The organism is Altererythrobacter litoralis (assembly GCF_036324225.1).
Lineage (GTDB): Bacteria > Pseudomonadota > Alphaproteobacteria > Sphingomonadales > Sphingomonadaceae > Erythrobacter > Erythrobacter litoralis_A.
On sequence record NZ_JAZDQV010000007.1, the window covers coordinates 59,540 to 82,162 of the forward strand.

Annotated in this window: 21 protein-coding genes; 11 read left to right on the plus strand and 10 right to left on the minus strand. The window is 65.0% G+C overall.

All coding sequences use genetic code 11. From position 1 onward, the window contains the following. Window positions 1-99: 99 nt before the first annotated feature. On the plus strand, window positions 100-2,487 hold the full coding sequence (clpA, locus tag VRS74_RS08470; protein ID WP_354144820.1) for an ATP-dependent Clp protease ATP-binding subunit ClpA: 2,388 nt from the start codon (window positions 100-102) through the stop codon (window positions 2,485-2,487). A 144-nt stretch (window positions 2,488-2,631) separates the two neighbouring features. Then, window positions 2,632-4,713, plus strand: coding sequence for a S9 family peptidase (locus VRS74_RS08475; protein WP_354144821.1), 2,082 nt, complete (start codon window positions 2,632-2,634; stop codon window positions 4,711-4,713). A 58-nt stretch (window positions 4,714-4,771) separates the two neighbouring features. Here VRS74_RS08475 and VRS74_RS08480 read toward each other — a convergent pair whose 3' ends face one another. From VRS74_RS08480 to VRS74_RS08505, 6 genes are read right to left on the minus strand one after another with little or no spacing between them, the layout of a single operon-like run. Then, window positions 4,772-5,068: a DUF167 domain-containing protein gene (locus tag VRS74_RS08480; RefSeq protein ID WP_354144822.1), complete on the minus strand. Its 297-nt coding sequence runs from the start codon at window positions 5,066-5,068 to the stop codon at window positions 4,772-4,774. A 2-nt stretch (window positions 5,069-5,070) separates the two neighbouring features. Next, window positions 5,071-5,646, minus strand: coding sequence for a gamma carbonic anhydrase family protein (locus VRS74_RS08485; RefSeq protein ID WP_354144823.1), 576 nt, complete (start codon window positions 5,644-5,646; stop codon window positions 5,071-5,073). Next, entirely contained in the window at window positions 5,643-6,200 is a 558-nt protein-coding gene (locus VRS74_RS08490; protein ID WP_354144824.1) for a GNAT family N-acetyltransferase, read from the minus strand. The genes VRS74_RS08485 and VRS74_RS08490 overlap by 4 nt, the downstream gene beginning before the upstream one ends. Next, complete coding sequence (locus VRS74_RS08495; protein WP_354144825.1) at window positions 6,193-6,753, minus strand: GNAT family N-acetyltransferase; 561 nt, start codon at window positions 6,751-6,753, stop codon at window positions 6,193-6,195. The genes VRS74_RS08490 and VRS74_RS08495 overlap by 8 nt, the downstream gene beginning before the upstream one ends. 5 nt (window positions 6,754-6,758) lie before the next feature. Next, entirely contained in the window at window positions 6,759-7,754 is a 996-nt protein-coding gene (hemB, locus tag VRS74_RS08500; protein ID WP_354144826.1) for a porphobilinogen synthase, read from the minus strand. Window positions 7,755-7,803: 49 nt separating this feature from the next. Further along, window positions 7,804-9,435: a peptidoglycan DD-metalloendopeptidase family protein gene (locus VRS74_RS08505; RefSeq protein WP_354144827.1), complete on the minus strand. Its 1,632-nt coding sequence runs from the start codon at window positions 9,433-9,435 to the stop codon at window positions 7,804-7,806. A gap of 193 nt (window positions 9,436-9,628) precedes the next feature. Here VRS74_RS08505 and VRS74_RS08510 point away from each other — a divergent pair, with 193 nt between their 5' ends. The 6 genes from VRS74_RS08510 (at window position 9,629) to VRS74_RS08535 (ending at window position 15,045) form a co-directional block, all read left to right on the plus strand. Then, the gene (locus VRS74_RS08510) at window positions 9,629-12,268 is read left to right on the plus strand and encodes a helicase-related protein (protein WP_354144828.1); all 2,640 of its coding nucleotides are present in this window, start codon (window positions 9,629-9,631) and stop codon (window positions 12,266-12,268) included. Beyond that, window positions 12,268-12,591 (plus strand): RNA-binding S4 domain-containing protein, encoded by a 324-nt coding sequence (locus VRS74_RS08515; protein ID WP_354144829.1) that lies wholly within the window; start codon window positions 12,268-12,270, stop codon window positions 12,589-12,591. The genes VRS74_RS08510 and VRS74_RS08515 overlap by 1 nt, the downstream gene beginning before the upstream one ends. Beyond that, a complete protein-coding gene (gene fdxA / locus VRS74_RS08520; protein ID WP_354144830.1) occupies window positions 12,588-12,926 on the plus strand; it encodes a ferredoxin FdxA in 339 nt (112 codons plus the stop codon). The genes VRS74_RS08515 and fdxA overlap by 4 nt, the downstream gene beginning before the upstream one ends. Before the next feature lie 288 nt (window positions 12,927-13,214). Then, entirely contained in the window at window positions 13,215-13,748 is a 534-nt protein-coding gene (locus VRS74_RS08525) for a CarD family transcriptional regulator (protein ID WP_354144831.1), read from the plus strand. 71 nt (window positions 13,749-13,819) lie between these two features. Further along, complete coding sequence (locus tag VRS74_RS08530) at window positions 13,820-14,635, plus strand: GIN domain-containing protein (RefSeq protein ID WP_354144832.1); 816 nt, start codon at window positions 13,820-13,822, stop codon at window positions 14,633-14,635. A gap of 71 nt (window positions 14,636-14,706) precedes the next feature. Next, the gene (locus VRS74_RS08535; RefSeq protein ID WP_354144833.1) at window positions 14,707-15,045 is read left to right on the plus strand and encodes a hypothetical protein; all 339 of its coding nucleotides are present in this window, start codon (window positions 14,707-14,709) and stop codon (window positions 15,043-15,045) included. Between the two features lie 10 nt (window positions 15,046-15,055). Here the strand turns inward: VRS74_RS08535 and VRS74_RS08540 are convergent, their stop codons facing one another. Next, window positions 15,056-16,027, minus strand: coding sequence for an L-threonylcarbamoyladenylate synthase (locus VRS74_RS08540; protein WP_354144834.1), 972 nt, complete (start codon window positions 16,025-16,027; stop codon window positions 15,056-15,058). Between the two features lie 67 nt (window positions 16,028-16,094). Between VRS74_RS08540 and VRS74_RS08545 the strand changes: the two genes are divergently transcribed. After that, on the plus strand, window positions 16,095-17,837 hold the full coding sequence (locus VRS74_RS08545; protein ID WP_354144835.1) for an acyl-CoA dehydrogenase family protein: 1,743 nt from the start codon (window positions 16,095-16,097) through the stop codon (window positions 17,835-17,837). 8 nt (window positions 17,838-17,845) lie between these two features. Next, window positions 17,846-18,673, plus strand: a complete 828-nt coding sequence (locus VRS74_RS08550) for a DUF815 domain-containing protein (RefSeq protein WP_354144836.1) — start codon at window positions 17,846-17,848, stop codon at window positions 18,671-18,673. A 17-nt stretch (window positions 18,674-18,690) separates the two neighbouring features. Here VRS74_RS08550 and VRS74_RS08555 read toward each other — a convergent pair whose 3' ends face one another. Continuing rightward, window positions 18,691-20,160 carry a PQQ-dependent sugar dehydrogenase gene (locus VRS74_RS08555; protein WP_354144837.1) on the minus strand — a complete coding sequence of 490 codons (1,470 nt, stop codon included), beginning with the start codon at window positions 20,158-20,160 and terminating at the stop codon, window positions 18,691-18,693. A gap of 98 nt (window positions 20,161-20,258) precedes the next feature. Here VRS74_RS08555 and VRS74_RS08560 point away from each other — a divergent pair, with 98 nt between their 5' ends. After that, window positions 20,259-20,753: a GAF domain-containing protein gene (locus VRS74_RS08560; protein ID WP_354144838.1), complete on the plus strand. Its 495-nt coding sequence runs from the start codon at window positions 20,259-20,261 to the stop codon at window positions 20,751-20,753. A gap of 114 nt (window positions 20,754-20,867) precedes the next feature. Here the strand turns inward: VRS74_RS08560 and VRS74_RS08565 are convergent, their stop codons facing one another. Both VRS74_RS08565 and VRS74_RS08570 read right to left on the minus strand, forming a co-directional pair. Beyond that, complete coding sequence (locus VRS74_RS08565) at window positions 20,868-21,848, minus strand: ParB/RepB/Spo0J family partition protein (protein ID WP_354144839.1); 981 nt, start codon at window positions 21,846-21,848, stop codon at window positions 20,868-20,870. Continuing rightward, complete coding sequence (locus VRS74_RS08570; RefSeq protein ID WP_354144840.1) at window positions 21,845-22,621, minus strand: ParA family protein; 777 nt, start codon at window positions 22,619-22,621, stop codon at window positions 21,845-21,847. The genes VRS74_RS08565 and VRS74_RS08570 overlap by 4 nt, the downstream gene beginning before the upstream one ends. Window positions 22,622-22,623 lie beyond the last annotated feature (2 nt).

A 22,623-nucleotide genomic window follows, 5' to 3' on the forward strand; every position in this document is an offset into this window, starting at 1 on the left:
CATATCGAGGGTGGCCGGGAGTTCTCCCGGTCGTTTAACCATTCGACTTCACTCTCTCCCGCAAGGGAGAACTTCCGCCCCCTCCTGTAGAGTACCCCCATGCCCAGTTTCGCCCAGAACCTCGAAAGAACGCTGCACAACGCTCTCGGCAATGCGTCCGAGCGGCGGCACGAATATGCCACGCTCGAACATTTGCTGCTGGCGCTGATCGATGATGAAGACGCGGCGCAAGTGATGGCGGCATGCGGGGTCGACCTCGCCGAGCTGGCCGAAGTGGTGAAACAATATCTCGACCAGGAATACCAGTCGCTGAAGACCGAGGATGGTGCGGATCCGCAGCCGACCGCGGGTTTCCAGCGCGTGATCCAGCGCGCAATCCTGCACGTGCAGTCCTCGGGCAAGGACACGGTGACGGGCGCGAATGTGCTGGTGGCGCTGTTCAGCGAACGCGACAGCTATGCGGTTTATTTCCTGCAGCAGCAGGACATGAGCCGCCTCGATGCGGTGAGCTATATCAGCCACGGCATCGGCAAGGGCGGGCGCCAGCTCGAATCGAAGTCGCCGCAGGGCTCGGAAGAAGCGCAGGCGGAAAGCGGCGAACAGGCCAAGGAAAGCGGCAACAAGAAGGAAACCGCGCTCGACCAGTTCACCGTCAACCTCAACGCCAAGGCAGAGGCCGGCAAGGTCGATCCGCTGATCGGACGCGGGCCTGAAGTCGATCGCACGATCCAGATCCTGTGCCGTCGCAGCAAGAACAACCCGCTCTATGTCGGCGATCCCGGCGTGGGCAAGACCGCCATCGCCGAAGGGCTGGCGCGCAAGATCATTGAAGGCGATGTACCTGAGGTGCTGCGCGACGCGGTGATCTATTCGCTCGACATGGGCGCGCTGCTCGCAGGCACACGCTATCGCGGCGATTTCGAGGAGCGGCTCAAGCAGGTCGTCAACGAACTCGAACAGATGCCAGAAGCGATCCTGTTCATCGACGAGATCCACACCGTGATTGGTGCAGGCGCGACCAGCGGCGGGGCGATGGACGCTTCGAACCTGCTCAAGCCCGCGCTGTCCTCGGGCGCGATCCGCTGCATCGGTTCGACCACCTACAAGGAATTCCGCAACCACTTCGAGAAGGACCGCGCACTGCTGCGCCGGTTCCAGAAGATCGACGTCAACGAACCGACCATCGAAGACACGATCAAGATCCTGAAGGGCCTGCGCAGCGCTTTCGAAAAGCACCACAAGGTCACTTACACGCCCGACGCGATCAAGACCGCGGTCGAGCTGTCGGCGCGCTACATCAATGACCGCAAGCTGCCCGACAAGGCGATCGACGTGATCGACGAGGTCGGCGCGATGCAGATGCTGGTGCCGCCCAGTCGCCGCAAGAAGAAGATCACCGCCAAGGAAATCGAAGCGGTGATCGCGACCATGGCGCGGATTCCGCCCAAATCGGTCAGCACCGACGACAAGAAGGCGCTGGAGAACCTCGAACGCGACCTGAAGCATGTTGTGTTCGGCCAGGACGAAGCGATTCAGCGGCTTGCGACAGCGATGAAGCTGAGCCGCGCCGGGCTGCGCGATCCCGACAAGCCGATCGGCAGTTTCCTGTTTTCCGGCCCGACCGGCGTCGGCAAGACCGAAGTCGCGCGCCAGCTCGCCTCGATCATGGGGATCGAGCTCAAGCGCTTCGACATGTCCGAATATATGGAGCGCCACAGCGTTTCGCGGCTGATCGGTGCGCCTCCGGGCTATGTGGGTTACGATCAGGGCGGCTTGTTGACCGATGCGATCGACCAGAACCCGCATTGCGTGTTGCTGCTCGACGAAATCGAGAAGGCGCACCCCGACCTGTTCAATATCCTGCTGCAGGTAATGGATAACGGCCGCCTGACCGACCACCATGGCAAGACGGTCGATTTCCGCAATGTCGTGCTGATCATGACGACCAATGCCGGTGCAGCGCAAATGGCGACGCAAGGCATCGGCTTCGGCGATGTCAGCAAGGAGGATGCGGGCGACGAAGCGGTGAAGAAGATGTTCACCCCCGAGTTCCGCAACCGCCTCGATGCGATCGTGCCCTTCGCCTATCTCGGCAAGAGCACTGTCGGGCGCGTGGTCGACAAGTTCATCCTCCAGCTTGAGCTCCAGCTGGCCGAGCAGAACGTGCACATCCAGTTCGACAAGGATGCGCGCGAATGGCTGGCGGACAAGGGCTATGACAAGCTGTATGGTGCCCGCCCGATGGCGCGCCTGATCCAGGAACGGGTCAAGCAGCCGCTTGCCGAAGAGCTGCTGTTCGGCAAGCTCGCCGATGGTGGCGAAGTGCATGTCGGCATCAAGGACGGCAAGCCCAGCTTCGAGATCACGCCCGCTCCGCCCAAGGCCAAACCGAAGCGGAAAACCGCGGCGAAGAAGAAGCCTGCCCCGAAAAAGCCGACCGCCAAGCCCGAAGCTTCGGGCAATGACGGCGGCGACAGCAAAGGCTGAAGGCCAGACGAGTTCCCAGCAGTCGAGCGGGGTCCGCGCTTCGTCGAAGCGTGGCCCCTTCTCGCGTCCCCACTGCTCCCTCCCCATAGCATTTGCCGCCGGGATATGATTGACCGGTGCATTGCTGTTTTGAGGGGGGTTCACATGACTGCATTTCGCCTTACCGCGCTGGCGCTCGTTCTCGCCAGCCCTGCCGTACTGGCTACACCGGCGCTGGCCGACGGACAGGCTGACGCGGCGGAGGGCACCGCGCCCAACCCGCATTTCACCGGCGACGACCTGTTCGGCCTGACGGTCGCGGCCGATCCGCGCATCAGCCCCGACGGCAAGCAGATCGCCTATGTCCGGCGCACCAATGACATCATGACCGACCGCACGGTCAGCTCGATCTGGCTGGTCGATGTGGCCAGCGGCGCGCAGACCCCGCTGGTGACAGGCGAAGGATCGCACGGCTCGCCGCGCTGGTCGCCCGATGGCACCCGCATCGCCTATGTCTCGACCGCCAGCGGCGGCGGCCCGGAACTGCATGTGCTGTGGCTGGCGAGCGGCGCGCGCGCCAATATCACCGCGCTGCCCGAAGCGCCGGGCGCGATCGCCTGGTCGCCGGATGGCACCCGCATCGCCTATACCGCGCGCGTTCCGGCCGATCCGCCGAGCCTGGGCAAGCCCCCCGCCAAGCCCGAGGGCGCCGAATGGGGCAAGCCGCTGCAGGTGATCGACAAGATCACCTTCCGCAACGACGGCGGCGGCTATGTCCAGCCGGGCACGTCGCAGCTCTTCCTGGTCGCGGCGACCGGCGGCGCGCCCCGCCAGCTGACCTTCGGCCCATACGACAATGGCGGCTCGGTCGAATGGAGCCCCGATGGCAAGACCTTGCTGTTCAGCGCCAATCGCAATCCCGATTGGGAGCTCGAACCGCTGCAGTCGGAGATCTACGCACTCGATGTCGCGAGCGGCGCAATCACCGCGCTGACCAGCCGCAAGGGGCCCGATGGCGGCGCGCAATTCTCGCCCGACGGCAAGCAGATCGCCTATCTCGGCTTCGACGATCTCGGCAATGCCTATGACCAGACCGGGCTCTACCTGATGAATGCCGACGGTTCGGGTGCGCGGCGGATCGCAGCGGATTTTGACCGCAGCTTCGACGGGCTCGAATGGACCGCTGCCGGCTTGTTCGCCAGCTATGAGAGCGATGGCGAACACCGCGTCGCGCGCATTTCGTTGAGCGGGCAAGTCACCCCGCTCGCACCGGCGCTGGGCAGCACCTATTACGCGCTGCCCTATACCGGCGGCGAATGGTCGGTGAGCGATGGCGGGACGATGGCCTTCACCACCGCGAGCAGCACGCGCCCGCCCGACGTCGGCGTGACGACCAAGGCGGGGATGCGCCAGCTCACCGCACTCAACGAACTCAAGCTTTCGGGCAAGCAGCTCGGCGAAACCCGTGCACTCGAAGTCACCGCGCCCGATGGCACCAGGATCCCGGCGTGGATCATGCTGCCGCCGGGATACAAGCCGGGCGACAAGGTGCCGACCATCCTTGAAATGCACGGCGGCCCCTATGCCGCCTATGGCCCGCTGTTTTCGGCGGATTACCAGCTCTATGGCGCGGCGGGATATGCCGTGCTGTTCAGCAATCCGGGCGGCTCAACCGGCTATGGCGAAGCCTTTGCCGACCGGATCGAGGACAATTACCCGATCAGCAATTTCGACGAGCTGATGGCCGTGGTCGATGCCGCGATTGCCGCAGGCTATGCCGATCCGAATGATCTTTACGTCACCGGAGGCTCTGGCGGTGGGGTGCTGACCAGCTGGCTGGTCGGCAAGACCAACCGGTTTAAGGCGGCAGCCTCGCACAAGCCGGTGATCAACTGGACCAGCCATTCGCTGACGGCAGACGGCACCGCCTATTTCGGGCGCTACTGGCTCGGTGCGCTGCCGTGGGAAGACCCGCAGGGCTATTGGGCGCGATCGCCGCTGAGCCTTGTGGGCAATGTGAAGACCCCGACGCTGGTCCTGGTCGGCGCGGACGACTATCGCACCCCGCGCAGCGAGGCCGAGCAATATTACGGCGCGCTCAAGCTGGCCGGAGTCGACACCATGCTGGTGGTTACCCCTGATTCGAGCCACAACAATCTGTCGCAGTCGCCCAGCCAGCAAGCCGCGCGAACCTCTGCGGTTATTGCCTGGTTCGACAAGTACCGCAAAGGCGACAAAACAGAGTGATCTCCGAGCGGCGGGCCTGAGCGTTCATGCCCCGAGGCGGGCGGGCGATCTCGCCCGACTATGGGGGGCTCGCCCAGGCGACGATCCGGAAGAGCTTCTCCCGCGCGCTCGCGCCGCGCAGCAATTCGATTCGCGACGGGGCGATATCGAGGGCCCTGGCGAGCAGTTCCAGCACCGCCTGATTGGCCGCCCCGTCTTGCGGCCTGGCGCGCACCTTGACCAGCAGCTGGCCACCGTCGATCGACATCGCTTCGCTGCGCGCGCCGGGCGTCACCCGCAGCGCCAGCCGCCCTTCACCGTCGATCAATGCGTGCACCGCCTCTGGCGGCGGCAATTCGGCGCGCGGCCGCGCCACCCCTAGGCCGGGTCGCCCAAAGCGGCGGCTACCGCCGCGGCATGGGCACGGCCGTTCTCGACATAATGCGCGGTGCCCATCCGCATCCCCGCGATCGCGGCATCGTTGAGTTCGCGCAGCGGCTTGGCCGGGCGCCCCGCCCACAGCATGCGCGGCTCCATCACCTTGCCTTCGGTGAGCATCGCGCCGGCAGCAAGCATCGCATCGCTTCCGATCACCGATTTGTTCATCGCAATCGCTCCCAGACCCACGAACCCGCGATCGTGGATCGTGCAGCCATGGATCATCGCCATGTGGCCAATCAGCACATCGTCGCCGATGATCAGCGGCGAACCGTCCGGGTCGCCCGGGCGCGGCGGGTCGCAATGCAGGATGCTGCCGTCCTGCACATTGCTGCGTTCGCCGATCACGATCCGGCTGACATCGGCGCGCAAAACGCAATTGTACCAGATCGAGCTTTCCGCCCCGATCGTAACATCGCCAATGATGGTGCAGCCGGGTGCGATGAAGGCACTGTCGTGGATCTGCGGGGACTTGCCATGGATCGGGACGATGTTGACTCCTGGCCTTGCGGTCATTGCGCTTGCTCCCATTGCTCGCGTGTCAGCATATACTGGATAGTCGGGTTGTCCTGCGGGTCATAAGCGGGATCGTCGAAATCGAGATCGCGCCGCCGCTCCATCCCCAGCTTCTCCATGAAGCGCCAGCTCGGCACGTTCCGGTCGCAGGCAAGCGCCACGAGGTGGGGCACGCCGATCGTTGCAAAGGCCCAGTCGATCACCGCGCGCATCGCTTCATTGGCATAGCCGTGGCGCCAGCGATCCTCGCGCACGAGCCAGCCTATCTCGTGATCGCCCTGATTTGGGGCGAGCGGATTGTCGACCAGCTTCATCCCGCAATGGCCGACCAGCTCGCCGCTGGATTTTTCAATCATCATCATGAAGCCGAACCCGCGCTGCGCGAACCATGCCATCGATTTGGCGTGCTTGGCTTCGATCTCGTGCAGTTCCTTTACTCCGCCGAGATGTTCCATCACGGTCGGCGTGTTGAGCACGCGGAATTGCAGCTCGGCATCGCTTTCGTCGATCCGGCGCAGCACCAGTCGCTCGGTCTCGATCACAATATCACCCACGCTGCTTCTCCCATGCTGGGCGGTCGATGGAATAGACGATCGTATCGCGCCAAGGCGGATCGTAGCGCGCATCGGGATAGTCGAGCTCTGCGCGCCGCCGCATGCCCAGCCGCTTCATCAGTCCCCAGCTCGCTTCATTGTCGATAACCGTCAATGCTACGATCTCATCGGCATGGAAGCGATCGAACCCGGCATCGATTGCAGCGATCGCTGCCTCCTTGGCATAGCCTTTGCCCCAGGCATCCTCGCGCAGCCGCCAGCCAACCTCCATTTTGTCGATAACCGTAGAGCCGGGCGCGTTGGCACGCTTGAGCCCGCAAAAGCCCAGCAGCGCAGCGTCGTCCTTGCGCTCAATGGCCCAGAAGCAGAAACCGTTGCTTGCAGCGCAGCTTTCCACCCGGGCGCGGGTTGCCTCCTTGCCCGCTTCGTCCAACACGCCGCCGAGCCAGCCCATCACCGCCGGGGTATTGGTCACCCGGAAGAACTCCGCCCAATCCGCATCGCGCCAGTCGCGCAGCACCAGCCGCTCGGTTTCGTGCCGAAATTCCGCCATCGGATTCACCCGCCAAGCAGGCGCGCCGCATGAAAGGCGTGGTAGCTCAGCACGCCGCTGCAGCCCGCCCGCTTGAACGCAAGCAACGTTTCGAGCACCAGCGCATCGCGATCGCCTGCGCCTGCAGCCACCGCCGCCTCAATCATCGCGTATTCGCCGGAGACCTGGTAGGCGAAGACCGGCACTTCGAAGCGCTCCTTCACGCGCCGCACGATGTCGAGATAGGGCAGCCCCGGCTTCACCATCACGCTGTCGGCACCCTCGGCAATGTCGAGCGCCACTTCACGCAGTGCCTCATCGCCATTGGCGGGATCCATCTGGTAGGTCTTCTTGTCGCCCTTCAGCAGCCCGCGCGAACCCACCGCATCGCGGAACGGCCCGTAAAAGGCGCTGGCGTATTTCGCGGCATAGCTCATGATCTGGACGTTGGGGTGACCGTTCATTTCGAGCGCCATGCGAATCGCGCGCACGCGGCCATCCATCATGTCCGACGGAGCGATGATGTCCGCCCCGGCTTCGGCCTGGTTGAGCGCCTGGTCGACCAGCACCGCGACGGTATCGTCGTTCACGACATAGCCGCCATCGTCGACGAGCCCGTCCTGCCCGTGGCTGGTGTAGGGATCGAGCGCGACATCTGTGAGGATGCCGATATCGCTGCCGCAGGCATCGCGGATCGCCTTGATCGCCTGGCACATCAGATTGTCAGGGTTCAGCGCTTCGGCGCCATCGTCGCTGCGCCTGTCGGCGGGCGTATTGGGGAACAGCGCGACACAGGGAATGCCCATCGCCGCCGCTTCCTTCGCGCGCTGCGCAATCCCGTCGACCGACCAGCGCGATACTCCGGGCAGTGTGGCGATCGGCTCTTCCACGCCCGCCCCCGAAGTCACGAACAGCGGCCAGATCAGGTCTGCCGGAGTAAGAATGTTCTCGCGATGGAGCGCGCGGCTCCATTGGCTGGCGCGGGTGCGGCGCATGCGCAAATTGGGATAGGATACGCTCATCCGCGCGTGTTGCCGGATAATTGCAGGGGGCGCAATCGGGTGCTGGCGTTCAGCCGATCTTCCGCTTGTTGTCGATCTTCTCGATTTCGCGTTTGGGCGCTGCAATCTCGCTCGGTTGCAGCTCAAGATCTTCGAGCGCGGCACCCGGTTCGATCATCTTGAGTTCGGACAATGCGGCGCGGAAGCTCATCAGTTCGCGCCCTTCGAGCTGCGCGCGAGTGACGAAATTGACCGTGCGCGGATCAACCGCGCGGCCATTGCGATACATCTCGTAATGGAGGTGCGCACCGGTCGAGAGCCCGGTCGAGCCGACATAGCCGATTACTTGCCCACGGCGGACCTGCTGGCCCGAATTCACTGCCATCCGGCTCATGTGGCAATAACGGGTCGACAGGCCGTTGCCATGGCTCAGCCGCACCGCGATGCCGCAGCCGCCCATGCGGCCCGCCGCGGCCACCCGGCCATCGGTAACCGCAACGATCGGCGTGCCATAGCGCGCGCTGAAATCGACGCCCGAGTGCATCCGGCGATAGCCGAGGATCGGGTGGCGGCGCATGCCATACCCAGAAGTGAGGCGGCCTGGCACTGGCGAGACCATACCGCCGCGCTGTTCGCCTACACCCGAAGCCTCGAAGAAATTGCCATCTTGCCCCCAGCGCATCAGCTGGGTCTTGGGCTTTCCGTCGCGGTCGATCCCGGCATAAAGCACCTTGCCCGCCTGTCGTTCGCCCGTCGCGGCGCGGCGATAGGCGACAATGATGTCGAACTCGTCGGTGGCTCGCACGCTGCGTTCAAGGTCGATCTGCCCGTCGAGCGCCTTGATGAATTCCTGAACCGCGCTGGACGGCGCACCCGCCGCACGGGCCGAACGATAGAGGCTCTGGCCCACTGTGCCGCGAATCCGCAGCGGCGTGTCGTCCACGCGGATCACGTTGCGACGCAGCGACAGATTGCCATTGTCGTTGAGCACTTCGAGCTCGAGATCGAAGCGGGCGCGGAAGGAAAGGTCGTCGAGCGGGCGGGCAGCGCCTGGAGCCGGGCGGCGGCCCAGCGTGATATCGATCGTGGTGCCGGGCTCGATCTGGTCGAGTGGCATTTCTCCCGCAATCAGTTCCTGCACCCGCGCGGCATCGCTCGGCCCCACGCCGGCGCGTTGCAGCATGCGCTCGAAACTGTCGCCGCGCGACAGCGTGGCAACCAGCTCGACCTGCGGGCGCTCCGGGGCCGAAGCGAGCGGAATCACGCGCGGCCCGGCACCCATTTGCCGCCCGCTGTCAGCTCCAAGCGCCAACGGCAGGATCATCTGGCTGCGGAATTCGTCGCGCGCGGTCTGGTCGATCGCCATTGCGGGCCGTGCTTCGAGCGGGGCGAAATCGGGCCATAGCGCCAGCGCGACTGCGCTCAGCCCCAGCATGGTGCCGAGCCCGCGGAACCAGCGGCGGCTGCCGATGTCCTCCGCCAGATCTGGCGCGATATCGATCCCCTCGAACCGTCGCGAGGCTTCGTTGCGCCATTCGTCGAAGCGCGCGCGCCAGTCCTCCACGCGCTTGAGCACGATCTTGCCGGGGGCGGGGGAATCGCTGGCCGATGCGCTGCGAGCAGGCGGAACGTCGCCGAAATCGAGGAACGGTTCCTCGATCGCTGGCGCGGTCTCGCCCGGCAATTCGCGCAATTGCTCCAAAGCCCCAACTCCCTCGCGCCCTGCGAACCCCATGGTGCAACGCGCTCAATGGCCCATTTTTTTCGCCGATCAAAGTAAATGCTGGCTTAATGCGCGATCAAGCGAGTCCGCCAAGCGGCGAAATGTTGAGAAGCGCCCCGAGCGGCGTGCCGCGCGGTTGCGGGGGGCGCGGCGCGGTGCCACAAACGCGATTGTGAGCGACGGCACGATCAAGGCGGTCCTGGGCCCGACCAATACCGGCAAGACCCATCTCGCGATCGAGCGCATGTGCGGCCATTCGAGCGGGATGATCGGCTTTCCGCTGCGGCTGCTTGCGCGCGAAGTGTTCGACCGGGTCCGCGCGATCAAGGGCGACAAGATGGTGGCCTTGATCACCGGCGAGGAACGGATCGAACCGCCCGACGCCCGCTATTTTTGCTGCACGGTCGAAGCGATGGACCGGCTCGGCGGTGGCCATGCCTTTGTAGCGCTGGACGAGGCGCAACTCGCCGCCGATCCGGAACGCGGGCATATCTTTACCGACCGGCTGCTCAATGCCCGCGGCCGCGAAGAGACGATGATCCTCGGGTCTTCTACGCTCGAACCGATGGTCAAGGCGCTGGTGCCGCGCGCCGAGCTGGTCGGGCGCCCGCGTTTCTCGACCCTGAGCCATGCGGGAAGCTGCAAGCTGTCGCGCCTGCCGCCGCGCAGCGCAGTGGTCGCTTTCAGCGTCGAGCAGGTTTACGCCATGGCCGAAGCGCTGCGGCGCTTTCGCGGCGGGGCGGCAGTGGTGATGGGCGCGCTGTCGCCGGAAACGCGCAACAAGCAGGTCGAACTTTTCCAGAACGGCGAGGTCGACTACATCGTCGCCACCGATGCGATCGGCATGGGGCTCAATCTCGACCTCGACCATGTCGCTTTCGCATCGCTCTCCAAGTTCGACGGGAGGCGCCAGCGGCGGCTGACGCCCGCCGAGATGGGGCAGATCGCCGGTCGCGCGGGTCGACACCAACGCGACGGCACCTTCGGCACGGTTTCGGGCATGCGCGGCAGCACGGCTTCGCCGCCCGAGTTCACCGATGAAGAAGTCTACGCGATCGAGGAGCATCGCTTCGCGCCGCTGACGCATCTGTTCTGGCGCGAAGCCGAACCGCGCTTTGACGATCTCGCCACGCTGGTCGGCGACCTTGAAGCGCCGCCAGACGAACCGCAACTGCGCGCAGCACCCGAAGCAATCGACCTGGCCGTGCTCAAACGGCTGGCCGAGGAACCGCTGGCGCAAAGCATCAAGGGTGCGGGATTGGTACGGCGCTTCTGGGAGGCCTGCTCGCTGCCCGATTTCCGCGCGGTCGGCACAGAGCAGCACGCGCGCTTCGTTGCGCGGCTATGGCAAGACCTTTGCGAAGGCTATCTCGGGGCGGACTACGTCGCCGCGCGCATTGCCGAACTCGACCGGACGCAAGGCGATATCGACACGCTGCAAGGCCGGATAGCCGCGGTGCGTTCCTGGGCCTATATCTGCCAGCGCCCCGACTGGGTATTGGCGCGCGACGAGATGTTCGCGCGCGCTCGCGCAGCCGAGGCGAAACTGTCGGACGCGCTGCATGCGCGGCTGACCGAGAGATTTGTAAACCGGAGGACTTCGCTTTTGATGAAATCGCTGGGCCAGGATCGCAGCGGCCTGCCGGTCGAACTCGCGCCCGATGGCGCGCTGACTGTCGATGGCGAACCGATCGGAAAGCTCGAGGGATTCCGCTTCGTGGTCGCGCCGGACGCCACCGTGGCGGACCGCAAGATGCTGCTCGCAGCAGGCGAGAAGGCCCTGCCGGCCTTGTTGACGCAGCGCGCGCAATGGGTCGCCTCCGAAGGGCTTGGCGAACTCGAACTGTCCGAAGGCGCGATCCAGTGGAACGGCCACCGGCTCGCCCAAGTCGAACTGCCTGACGATTTCGGCAAGCCGCGCCTTGTGCCGGTGCGCGAGCTTGCGCTCTTGCCCGAACTCGAGCGCAAGCAATTCGAAGCGGCGCTGCTCGACTGGCTTGAAGCTCAGCTTGAACCGCTCGCGCCGCTCCGCACGCTTGCGGCGGCGGCGCACGATCCGGCGGCGGGTTCCGAAGCGCGCGCACTGCTCCACACGGTGATCGCAGGCCATGGCAGCGTCAGCCGCGAGGATGCCGGGTTGCAGCATTTGCCCAAGGAATTGCGGCCCTACCTGCGCAAGCTCGGCGTTACGTTCGGCGCGCTCGACATTTTCGTGCCCGCGCTGCTCAAGCCCGCCCCGCGCCGGTTGCTTCATGCGCTGGGGATCGACCGCCGGCCGCTTGAAGAGGCCATGCTGCCCGTGATCGGCGAGCAGCGGCACTTGCCCGCGGGCTATCGACCGGCGGGCAGCCAGGCGATCCGCGTCGACCTGGCCGAAAAAATCCTGCGCGCCGCTTTCGATGCGCGCGCAAAGGCAACCGGGGCAGGGGGCAAAGCCAAACCGCCTTCGCAATTCGCGATCGACCTTTCGCTCCCGATCTCGATCGGGCTTGAAGCGGGCAATATCCCGCGCCTGCTCGGCAGTGCCGGGTTCAAGCGGCAGGGCGCCCGCGCGCTGGCTGAAGGCGCATTCGGGCCGCCCGCGCCCGACATGTGGGGCTGGCGCCCGCGCCGCCCTGGCGAGCGCAACGATCGGAACGAGCGCGGTGCGCCCGCAGCCAAGCAAAGGCATGGCAAGCCGGGCCACAAGTGCCACGGCAAGGGAGGTGGCAAGGGAAAACCAGCCGCGAAAGGCGGAAAGCCGCGTGAAAGCCAGCATGGCCCGGCACGCGCCGGCGGTGCCTTCGACGCGCTCAAGGAACTGCTCGGCTGATGGGCGAGGCGATGCGGATGGACCGGCTGCTGGTCTATCTGCGCTTCGCCCGGACGCGCAGCCGCGCACAGGCGATGATTGCCGAAGGGCACATGCGGGTCAACGGCGTGCATGTGCGGCGCGGCAGCGAGGACGTGCATCCGGGCGACGTGCTCACCTTCCCGCATGGGAACCAGGTGCGGATCGTGGAGGTTCTTTCCCTGCCGGACCGGCGCGGCCCGCCGGGAATGGCGCGTTCGCATTATCGCGAGCTTGACCGAAGCGGAGAAAGCGCGATAGCAGCGGACGAAACACGCGATACGCAAGGGGATTCCGCCACATGACCTATGTCGTCACCGACGCCTGCATCCGGTGCAAATATACCGACTGTGTCGAAGTATGTCCGGTCGACTGCTTCTACGAGGGTGAGACGATGCTGGTCATCAACCCCTCCGAATGCATCGACTGCGGTGTGTGCGAGCCCGAATGCCCGGCCGAGGCGATCCTGCCCGATACCGAGGACGGCCTCGAAAAGTGGCTCGAGCTCAATGCCAAATATTCGGCCGAATGGCCCAATATCACCAGCCAGAAGGAACCGCCGGCCGACGCCGACGACCACAAGGGCGAGGAAGGCAAGTTCGAGAAGTACTTCTCGGCCGAGCCGGGCGAAGGCGACTGAGTCGGGCCCGCCGTCCTGCGGGGCGTGCGCTGATACATCTTCGGATCGAGCCTCTCGCGACCGCTTTCGATAGCTTTCAGGGCGATTGCGCTTGCGACTCGCAATTTTGTTGCGGGTGTGCTATATAATCGATCAAGCGCGCCGGATTGGTCCTGGCGCCCGGGTTGTAGCAGAGAAAGGCAAGGCCAAATTCTCGGATAGCTGGTGGCACGCGGCGCCTGCCTTTGCAGGCCCGAAAGGGTCCCCTCGACTGTCCATCGATGGCCTCGTCCAAAGAAAGGATTGTGCATGGCAAGCAAGGCTCCTGCCTTCACCGTCGGCGATTATGTGGTCTATCCCAAGCACGGCGTTGGCCGCGTGGTCGAGCTCCAGAACGAGGAAATCGCCGGCATGCAGCTTGAGCTGTATGTGCTGCGCTTCGAGAAAGAGCGGATGACGCTGCGCGTGCCCACCAACAAGGTCGAAGCGATCGGCATGCGCAAGCTGTCGAGCGACAAGACGCTCAAGGAAGCGATGGAAACGCTCAAGGGCAAGCCCAAGGTCAAGCGCACCATGTGGTCGCGCCGCGCGCAGGAGTATGAAGCGAAGATCAATTCCGGCGACCTGGTGTCGATCGCCGAAGTGACGCGCGACCTGTTCCGCCCCGAAGACCAGCCCGAGCAGAGCTATTCGGAACGCCAGATCTTCGAAGCGGCCTCGAGCCGCCTCGCACGCGAACTCGCGGCGATGGAAGAAACCGACGAACCGACCGCGCTCGGCAAGATTCTCGATGTGCTGCGCAAGCACGCGCCGCAATATTACGAGAACACCGAAGACGCCTGATCGACCGGCGACATTCCGAATTCGACGAAGGGCTGCCCGAAAGGGCGGCCCTTTTCGCATGGGCGGTTGATGTGGGTCCCATACTGTATTACATGGGCAATACGGATTATGTGGTGGAGGAACCCATGCTGAACAAGCTGATCAAGCGCCTGGCGCCCGTTGCGGCAATCGCCCTTTCTGCGGCGGTGGCTGGCTGCAATGACATGAATATCGAAATCAATGGCGAGGAAGGCGTGCCGCTGGCCGAGCTCGACATGTCGGGCGATGCCCCGACCGAGTTGATCCTGGCCGGCCCCGACACGGTGGTGCTGAGCGAAGGCGACACGCTCGACATCGATGTCGAAGGCGACAGCGAAACGACCGAATTGCTCCGCTTCTCGCTCAAGGACGGCGCGCTCGCCGTGATGCGCAAGAACGGCAAATGGGATCACAGCGGCACGGCGATCGTGCGCGTGACGATGCCTGCGCCGAAGGAAATCGTGATCGCCGGTTCGGGCAAGGTCGAGGCGGCTGCCATGGCGGACACTGCCGATGTAACCATCGCCGGATCGGGCGACCTTTCCGTGGCGGCGCTTTCAGCGACCAAAGCCGATGTCACCATCGCGGGCGCAGGCACTTTCACGACCGCCGGTACGGCGACGACGCTCGGCCTCAACATTCTCGGTTCGGGCAAAGCCGACATGGCGAGTCTCAAGGTCGAGAGCGCCGATATCACGGTCGCGGGTTCGGGCTCGGCCAGCTTTGCATCCGACGGCAAAGTCGAAGCAAGCATCATGGGCTCGGGCGATGTGCGAGTGATCGGGCGCGCCACCTGCGAGATCAACGCAATGGGTTCGGGCACGCTCAAGTGCGAGCCGGGTGCTGAAGAGGCCGCCCCAGCCGAATAACCGAAGGCAATTCGGCGCGCTTCATCGCGTGCCGCTGGACAAGCAATGGCCGCGTGTGGGACATCCAGCCCATGCGCGGCCTTCCCTTCCTTGCTCTCGCCCTGTCTTCCCTTTTCCTTGGCGGCTGCGTGGTTCGCGCCGCCGCTGACGTCGTGACCGCACCCGTCAAGGTTGCAAGCAAGCGAGTCGACCTTGCCACCACCAGCCAGTCCGAAGCCGACGAGAAGCGCGGACGCGAAATGCGTGAACGCGAGGAAGAGTTGCGCCAGTTCGAGCGGCGCTATGATCGACAGCTGGAGAAATGCCGCGAAGGCAATGATCGCGCCTGCTTCGAGGCGAAGGAAACCTACTCGGAAATCCAGATCCTGCTGCGCAACAACCCCGGGCTGGCCGCATCTCCCGAGCGTTGAGCGGGCAGAATCAGGCTGCGGCGCGCCGCAGTCGGTCGTTGATCGCCTTGCCGATCCCGCGTTCAGGAACCGGCGCCACGGCAATGCGTGAGTGCTCGCTGGCCGCGGCAAGATGCAAGCAATCGTAGAGCCGTGCGGCGGCTTCATCCAATTCGCCCGCCGCGGAAAGGGTGCAATCGCCCGCCACATCGCCAAAGCCGATCAGGAATTCGCCAGCTTCGGCATCGAGCGCGCCCAGCCGCACGGGTTTTCCAGGAGCATAGTGGCTGGCTAGCTGGCCCGGAGATTCAATACGCGCTTCAATACTTCCGGCGGGAGTCTCCCCGCCAATTTTGTTTCGCGCGCCGCCATATCGCGCGCGCAGGGTCTCGACATCCACCGGGCCGGGCCGCAGCTCGTCCCAACTGCCATCCTCGCGGATCGCAATGATGGTCGATTCGACACCGGCCGCACAGGGGCCGCCATCGAGCACCATCTCGATCCTTCCATCGAGCGAGGCCAGCACATGCTCGGGCCGCGTCGGGCTGATAAATCCGCTGCTATTGGCCGAAGGGGCCGCCAGCGGGAAATCGACCTGTTCGAGCAAATGGCGCATCACCGGATGCGCCGGGCACCGCAAGGCGACGGTCGGCAGCCCAGCACTCACGGCCGGTGCCAAGCCCGCATCAGCGCGCAGCGGAAGGACCAGCGTCAGCGGCCCCGGCCACTCGCCCCCCGCCACATCCAGCGCGACACCCGAAAGCTGCGCGTATCGCTGCGCCTGCTCCACATCGCGGACATGCACGATCAGCGGGTTGAAATCGGGCCTGCCTTTCGCGGCATATATCCGGGCCACCGCTTCGGGGCTGTCGGCGCGCGCCGCGAGTCCATAGACCGTCTCGGTCGGCACCGCGACCAGCCCGCCCCCGGCAAGAATCGTCGCCGCTCGCGCGATTCCCGCTGCGTCCGCAGCTATCACTTCCGTAGCGTTCTTGCCGGTCATGCCCGCCCGCTATAGGTGGGGACGCGCAAAGCCAAGTTTTTTGCTGCGAGACAAGGATTCGACCGACGTGACTCCCTATACGCCGCCCACCCAGGACCAGCTGCTTGCCATCCGCGTCAACGCCGGGATCGACGAGCTCGCGCAGAGCGAGCGCTTCGCCGCAGCCGAGCCCGATCTGGTCGAAGCGATCGTCGAAGGCGTGGGGCAATTCGCAGCGGGCGAATTCGCGCCGCTGAACCGCATTGGCGACCTCGAAGGCGCGAAGCTCGAGAATGGCGTGGTGCGCCTGCCCGACGGTTTCGCCGAAGCCTACGCCGCCTATGTCGAGCAGGGCTGGAATGCGATCGCATCGCCGGTGGAATTCGGCGGGCAAGGCCTGCCCTTCACGCTCGCCTGCAACGTGCTCGAGAACCTCGGCAGCGCGAACATGGCGTTCAACCTGCTGCCGATGCTGAGCGTGGGCGCGATCGAAGCGCTCGAACATCACGGCTCGGACGCGCAGAAGGCGAAGTACCTTCCCGACCTCGTCAGCGGCAAATGGTCGGGCACGATGAATCTCACCGAGCCGCAGGCGGGTTCGGACGTCGGCGCACTGCGCGCCACAGCAACGCCGATCGAACAGGGCGAGCACGCAGGCAAATACCTGATCCAGGGCCAGAAGATCTACATCACCTGGGGCGAACATGAGCTGGCCGAGAACATCGTCCATCTCGTGCTGGCGCGTTTGCCCGACGCACCCGAAGGCACGCGCGGGATCTCGCTGTTCCTTGTGCCCAAATACCATGTGAAGGACGACGGCTCGCTTGGCCCGAAGAACGACCTTCGCTGCGTCAGCCTTGAGCACAAGCTGGGCATCAACGCTTCGCCCACTTGCGTCATGTCCTATGGCGACAATGGCGAATGCGTGGGCGAATTGGTCGGCGAGCCCAATCGCGGGCTGATGGCGATGTTCACAATGATGAACAACGCGCGCATCAATGTCGGCAACCAGGGCGTGCAGATCGGCGAGCGAGCGACGCAGCAGGCGCTCGCCTATGCGCGCGACCGCGTGCAGTCGGCCCGCGCCGGTTCGCCCGACAAATCGCCTGTCGCGATCATCGAGCATCCCGATGTGCGGCGCATGCTGCTGCGCATGAAGGCGCTGACCGAAGGCGCGCGCGCGCTGCTCTATTATTGCGCGGGGCAGGTCGATCGCGGCACGCTGGGCAATCTCGCCGCGGGGCAGCGCGCCGAAGTGCTGGTGCCGCTGGTCAAGGCCTGGGGCACCGATGTCGGGGTCGAAGTCTCCGGGATCGGAGTGCAGGTGCACGGCGGGATGGGCTTCATCGAGGAAACCGGCGCCGCACAGCATTGGCGCGATTCGAAGATCGCCCCGATCTACGAAGGCACCAATGGCATCCAGGCAGCCGATCTCGTCACGCGCAAGCTCGGGCTCGAGCAGGGTGGCGTGGTCGAGGCGCTGATCGCCGACATTATCCGCGACGCTGGCGAGGAGCCCGCGCTGCGCGCATTGGCGGAGGATTGCCGTGCGATCGCCACATGGATGGCGAGCGAAGCGAGCCTCGACGACAGGCTCGCGGGCAGTGTGCCCTTCTGCACCATGCTCGCGGTCGCAGTCGCAGGCTGGCAGCTGGCGAAGCAGGCGCAGGCGATTGCGGCGGGCGCAGCCCCCACGCTGGCCGCGACCAAGCCAGTCACGACGCGCTTCTTCCTTGATCGAATCGTGCCGGAGGCAAGCGGCCTCAAGACGTCAGCCACCGCAGGGGCAGGGCTGCTCTACAGCCTCTCTGCCGAAGCGCTCGCGAGCTAGAGCGCGGCATGGCCGACCAGGGCGATCCGCTGGCACGCATTGCCGAGGCGCTTGAACGGTTGGCCCCGCCCGCGCAGGACAACGCCGACTGGCTCGGCCATGCGGGCTATGTCTGGAGCGCAGGCCGGGTTCGCGCAGTAGCGCAACTCGATGCGTTGCCGCTCGACCGGCTCAAGGCGATCGACCGGCAGAAAATCGCGGTACGCGAGAACGTGCGGCGCCATGCGCAGGGCCATGCCGCGCATGACATGCTGCTGTGGGGCGCACGCGGCATGGGCAAATCTGCGCTGCTGCGTGCCTGCGTCGCCGCCGAACAGGAGGAAGCCGGTGCCCGGCTGGCGCTGGTCGAGCTCGATCCCGCCAGCCTCGATGCCCTGCCCGAACTGTTCGCCGCGATCGGCCATCTCGAGCGGCGCTTCATCCTGTTTCTTGACGATCTCGCCTTCGACCATTCGTCCGACCAGACCATGCGGCATTTGCGCAGCGCGCTCGAGGGCAGCCTTGCGCCGCGCCCCGCCAATGTGCGGCTGGCGGTGACCTCCAACCATCGCGCCATCCTTGCACGGAGCAGCGAGGACCAGGCCGATCCGCTGCAGGAACGCGACCGGATGGACGATTCGCTCGCGCTGGCCGACCGTTTCGGCCTGCGACTGGGGTTCCACCCCTGCTCGCAGGACGAGTTCCTTTCGATCGTCGCAGCCCATGCCACGTCACTGGGTGTTGAATGGTCGCCCGAGGATGCGCTCAGCTGGTCGCGCGAACGCGGCCCGCTGTCAGGGCGCAGCGCCTGGCAATTCGTGGTCGAGCTGGCCGGTCGGGCCGGGAAAGCAATCTGACGTCGCGACTTCGCGCCCTATTGCACCGGGACGATGCGTTCCAGCTCCTCGCCGGTGAAAACAGCCTGCGGATCACCCGATAGCTCGCGTTGCGGGCGGAGCGGAGCCGAGCGCACCCGCTCGATGCCCTTGCCGGGCTGCGCGCCCGGCGCATTGACCCGCCAGATGATACCAGCCGTGTCGTCGCTCACCAGCAGCGCGCCGTCGCCCGCCCATTCGACCCAGGTCGGCCGGCCATGCGTGGTGCCGTCGCCCTTGAAGAAGCCGGTCAGCAGCGGAACGGGCTTGCCCTGCGGATTGCCGCGCGCATCGAAGGCGACATAAACCACGTCATAGCCCGAGGCCGGCTTGCGGTTCCACGAGCCGTGACGCGCAATAAAGGCCCCGCTGGCGAATTTATCGCCCATCAAGTGGCCTTCCTGCGTGAAGACCAGCCCAAGCGCGGCGACGTGCGGGCCAAGCGCATATTCGGGCTTGCGCGCATATTCGACCAGATAGGCCGGGCGCGGCGCCTTGACCCGTTCGTCGAGATTGTCCTTCCAGTATACCCACGGCCAGCCATATTGCGCACCCACGGGCACATTGGTGAGGTAATCGGGCACGAGATCGCTGCCGAGCATGTCGCGCTCGTTCACAGTGGTCCACAGCTCGCCCGACCAGGGGCTCCAGGCGAGGCCGTTGGGATTGCGCAGCCCGACCGCGAATTGGCGCTGGCGATTGGTCGTCAGGTCATATTCCCAGATCATCGCGCGGCCCTGCTCGACCTCCATCCCGCTCTCGCCAATGTTCGAGACCGAACCGACCGCAACATAGAGTAGCGTGCTTTCGGGGTTGAGTTCGAGATTGCGCATCCAGTGGCCGCCGCCCGGCGGCAGGTCCATCAGCTTGCGCGCCTTGCCGGTGACCTTGAGCGTGCCAAGTTCGTAAGGATAGGCAAGCACTTCATCGTGGTTGGCGACATAGAGCGTGCCGTCATGCCAGCCCATCCCCGAAGGCGAATCGAGCCCGCCCGCTTCGTCGAGGATCACTTGCTTCACTTCCGCGGTGCCATCGCCATCCGCATCGCGCAGCAGCACGATTTGGTTGGGTGAGTCGCCGGTTGCCCCGGCACGGCTCATCAGCAGGTCGGCGATCCAACCCATGATGCCGCCGTCGTCATCGCTCTTGGGTGAACGCGCCAGTGCCGCGAGCACGTCGCCATTGGGCAGCGCCTGCAACACACGCGGGTGATCGAGTCCTTCGGCGAAACGCGCAACCGCCAGCCCTTCGGCGGCTTCGGGCGCTTCGCCCTCGGCCCAGCCGACCGGTTTGGCAATGCGAACTGTTGGGAAGGATTCGGCCTTGGGCTGCTCCAGCGTGGGATCGGTGCCTGCAACTTCGTCGACCGATAGGGTCGCAGTGTCGCCGCGCGCCAGCCACCAGATGGCGGCTCCCAGCAGCAGGATGATAACGAGAAGGGCGATCAGTATCTTGCGAGTTGTGCTCATGGCGCAAAGGAATAGGCTAGCCGAAGGGGCGCCGCAATCTCCCTCTTTCACGCGCCGGGCTTGCCTTCGTCGCGCGCGGCACTAGATCGCACGGCACGATGTATGATTTTCGCCCCGATCCTGCGCTCGAACCCGCAGAGCGCTATCGCCAATTGTGCGATGCTGCCGATGCCCTGACCCAGGGCGAAAGCGACGGCGTGGCCAATATGGCCAATGTCGCTGCGCTGGTGTGGGAATTCCTGCCCGATCTCAACTGGGCGGGCTTTTATCGCATGGTCGAAACCGGCACTGGCGAGGAACTGGTGCTAGGCCCCTTCGTTGGCCGCCCAGCCTGCATCCGCATCCCGCTGGGCAGGGGCGTTTGCGGCGCAGCGGCGGCATCGGGCGAAACGCAATTGGTCGAAGACGTCCACGCCTTCCCCGGACATATCGCTTGCGACGCGGCGAGCCGATCGGAACTGGTGGTGCCGGTGAAGCGCAATGGCGAAGTTGTGGCTGTGATCGATCTCGACAGCCCGGCCCCCGCACGATTCACCGCCGACGATGCAGCGGGAATCGAAGCGTTGGCTGAACTTCTCGCATCGCGAATCTAGTCGCGCCGGAAATTCACACGAAAATTCAGTTGTTTGCTTTGCATCAAGTTGCGCGGCGCAACTTCTTGCCCACGCCTTTGTGCGGAAAGTCGCGCGGCGCGACTTGCTCGCGGGCTAGATATCTCCGCCGGTTAGTCGCTGGCAGATCAAATCGAGCTGGTCGAGCGTGCGATAGCGAATCGTTACCGCCCCCTTGCGCGGATCGGTTTCAGTCTTGATCCGCACCGTCAGGCCCAGGAATTCCTCGAGATGCGCCTGCACCGCAGCGATATCGGCATCCTTGGCCGGATCGCGCGTGTTGCGTTTTGCCGATTTGCGTAGTTTGGGCGCCGCATCGCCGCGGACGAGTTGCTCGACTTCGCGCACCGAGAGATTGTCGCGCACCGCCTGCTTCGCGAGCGCGATCGCGTCGTCATTCCCGATCAACGCACGCGCATGCCCCATCGACAGCGTGCCTTGCTCGACCAGGTCGAGCACCGCATCGGGCAGTGCCAGCAGGCGCTGGAGGTTTGCGACGTGGCTGCGCGACTTTTCGACCATGCGCGCGATATCGGCCTGGGTCAGCCCTTCGTCATCGCTCAGCCGCTGGTAGGCACGCGCTTCCTCGACCGGATTGAGATCCTCGCGCTGGATATTCTCGATCAGCGCGAGCGCCATAACTTCGCGCTCGTCTAGTTCGCGCACCAGCGCCGGAATTTCGTGGAGCCGCGCCTTCTGCGCTGCGCGCCAGCGGCGCTCGCCCGCCACCAGCTGGTAACGCCCTGCACCACGCGGGCGCACGATCACCGGCTGGATCACTCCGCGCGTGGCAATCGAGGCAGCGAGCTCGTCGAGAGCAGCCTCGTCGAAATGCTTGCGAGGCTGGCCGGGCAGCGGTTCAATCGACGAAACAGGTAGCGATGCGAGACCCGAAGTCGCGTAAGATTCTGTTTTAACGCCGATTTCAGACGAAACGTCGGCTGAAGGCTGCGCCAACGGTTCTTCGCGCCGGGTTTCACCCAACAAGGCACCCAGCCCGCGACCGAGCTTCTTCTTCCGGTCAGTAGCTGCAACGCCCGGCACCGAAAAGCGGATCGGATCGGTCGGGTTGCTCATGCGGCTTTCCTTTCGCGGGGCAGGCGCCCGATGAGTTCGCGCGCGAGTGCGATATAGGCGCGGCTGCCGGCGCAAGAGTGGTCATAGACCAGTGCGGGCAAGCCGTGGCTCGGCGCTTCGGACAGGCGCACATTGCGCGGGATCACGGTGTCGAACACCAGGCCGGCGAGGCATTCGCGTACATCGTCCGCCACCTGGTCGGTCAGGCGGTTGCGCCGATCGAACATGGTGAGCGCCACGCCGATGATGCCGAGCGCGGGATTGAAGCGCTGCTGCACCTGCTCCACCGTCTGCAACAGCTGGCTGAGGCCCTCAAGCGCGAAGAATTCGCACTGCAGCGGCACCAGCAATGTATCGGCGGCCGAAAGCGCGTTGAGCGTGAGCAGGCCGAGCGAGGGTGGGCAGTCGATGAAGCAGATATCGTGCCCGCGATGCGCCGAAAGAGCAGTGGCAAGGCGCGAAGTCCGTTCCTCTACCGAAACCAGCTCCACTTCGGCACCGCTGAGATCTACCGTCGCCGGGACGATATCGAGTCCGGGAATGCTCGTAGCAACCATTGCATCCTTGAGCGAGACACCATCGATCAGCACATCATAGCTCGACGCGACGCGCGCAGCGGTGCCCACACCCAGCCCGGTCGAGGCATTTCCCTGCGGGTCGAGGTCGATCAGCAGCGTGCGCCAGCCGATCGCCGCCATTGCGGTAGCGATATTGATCGCGGTTGTGGTTTTGCCCACCCCGCCCTTCTGGTTCGCAATGGCTATCGTGATCATCG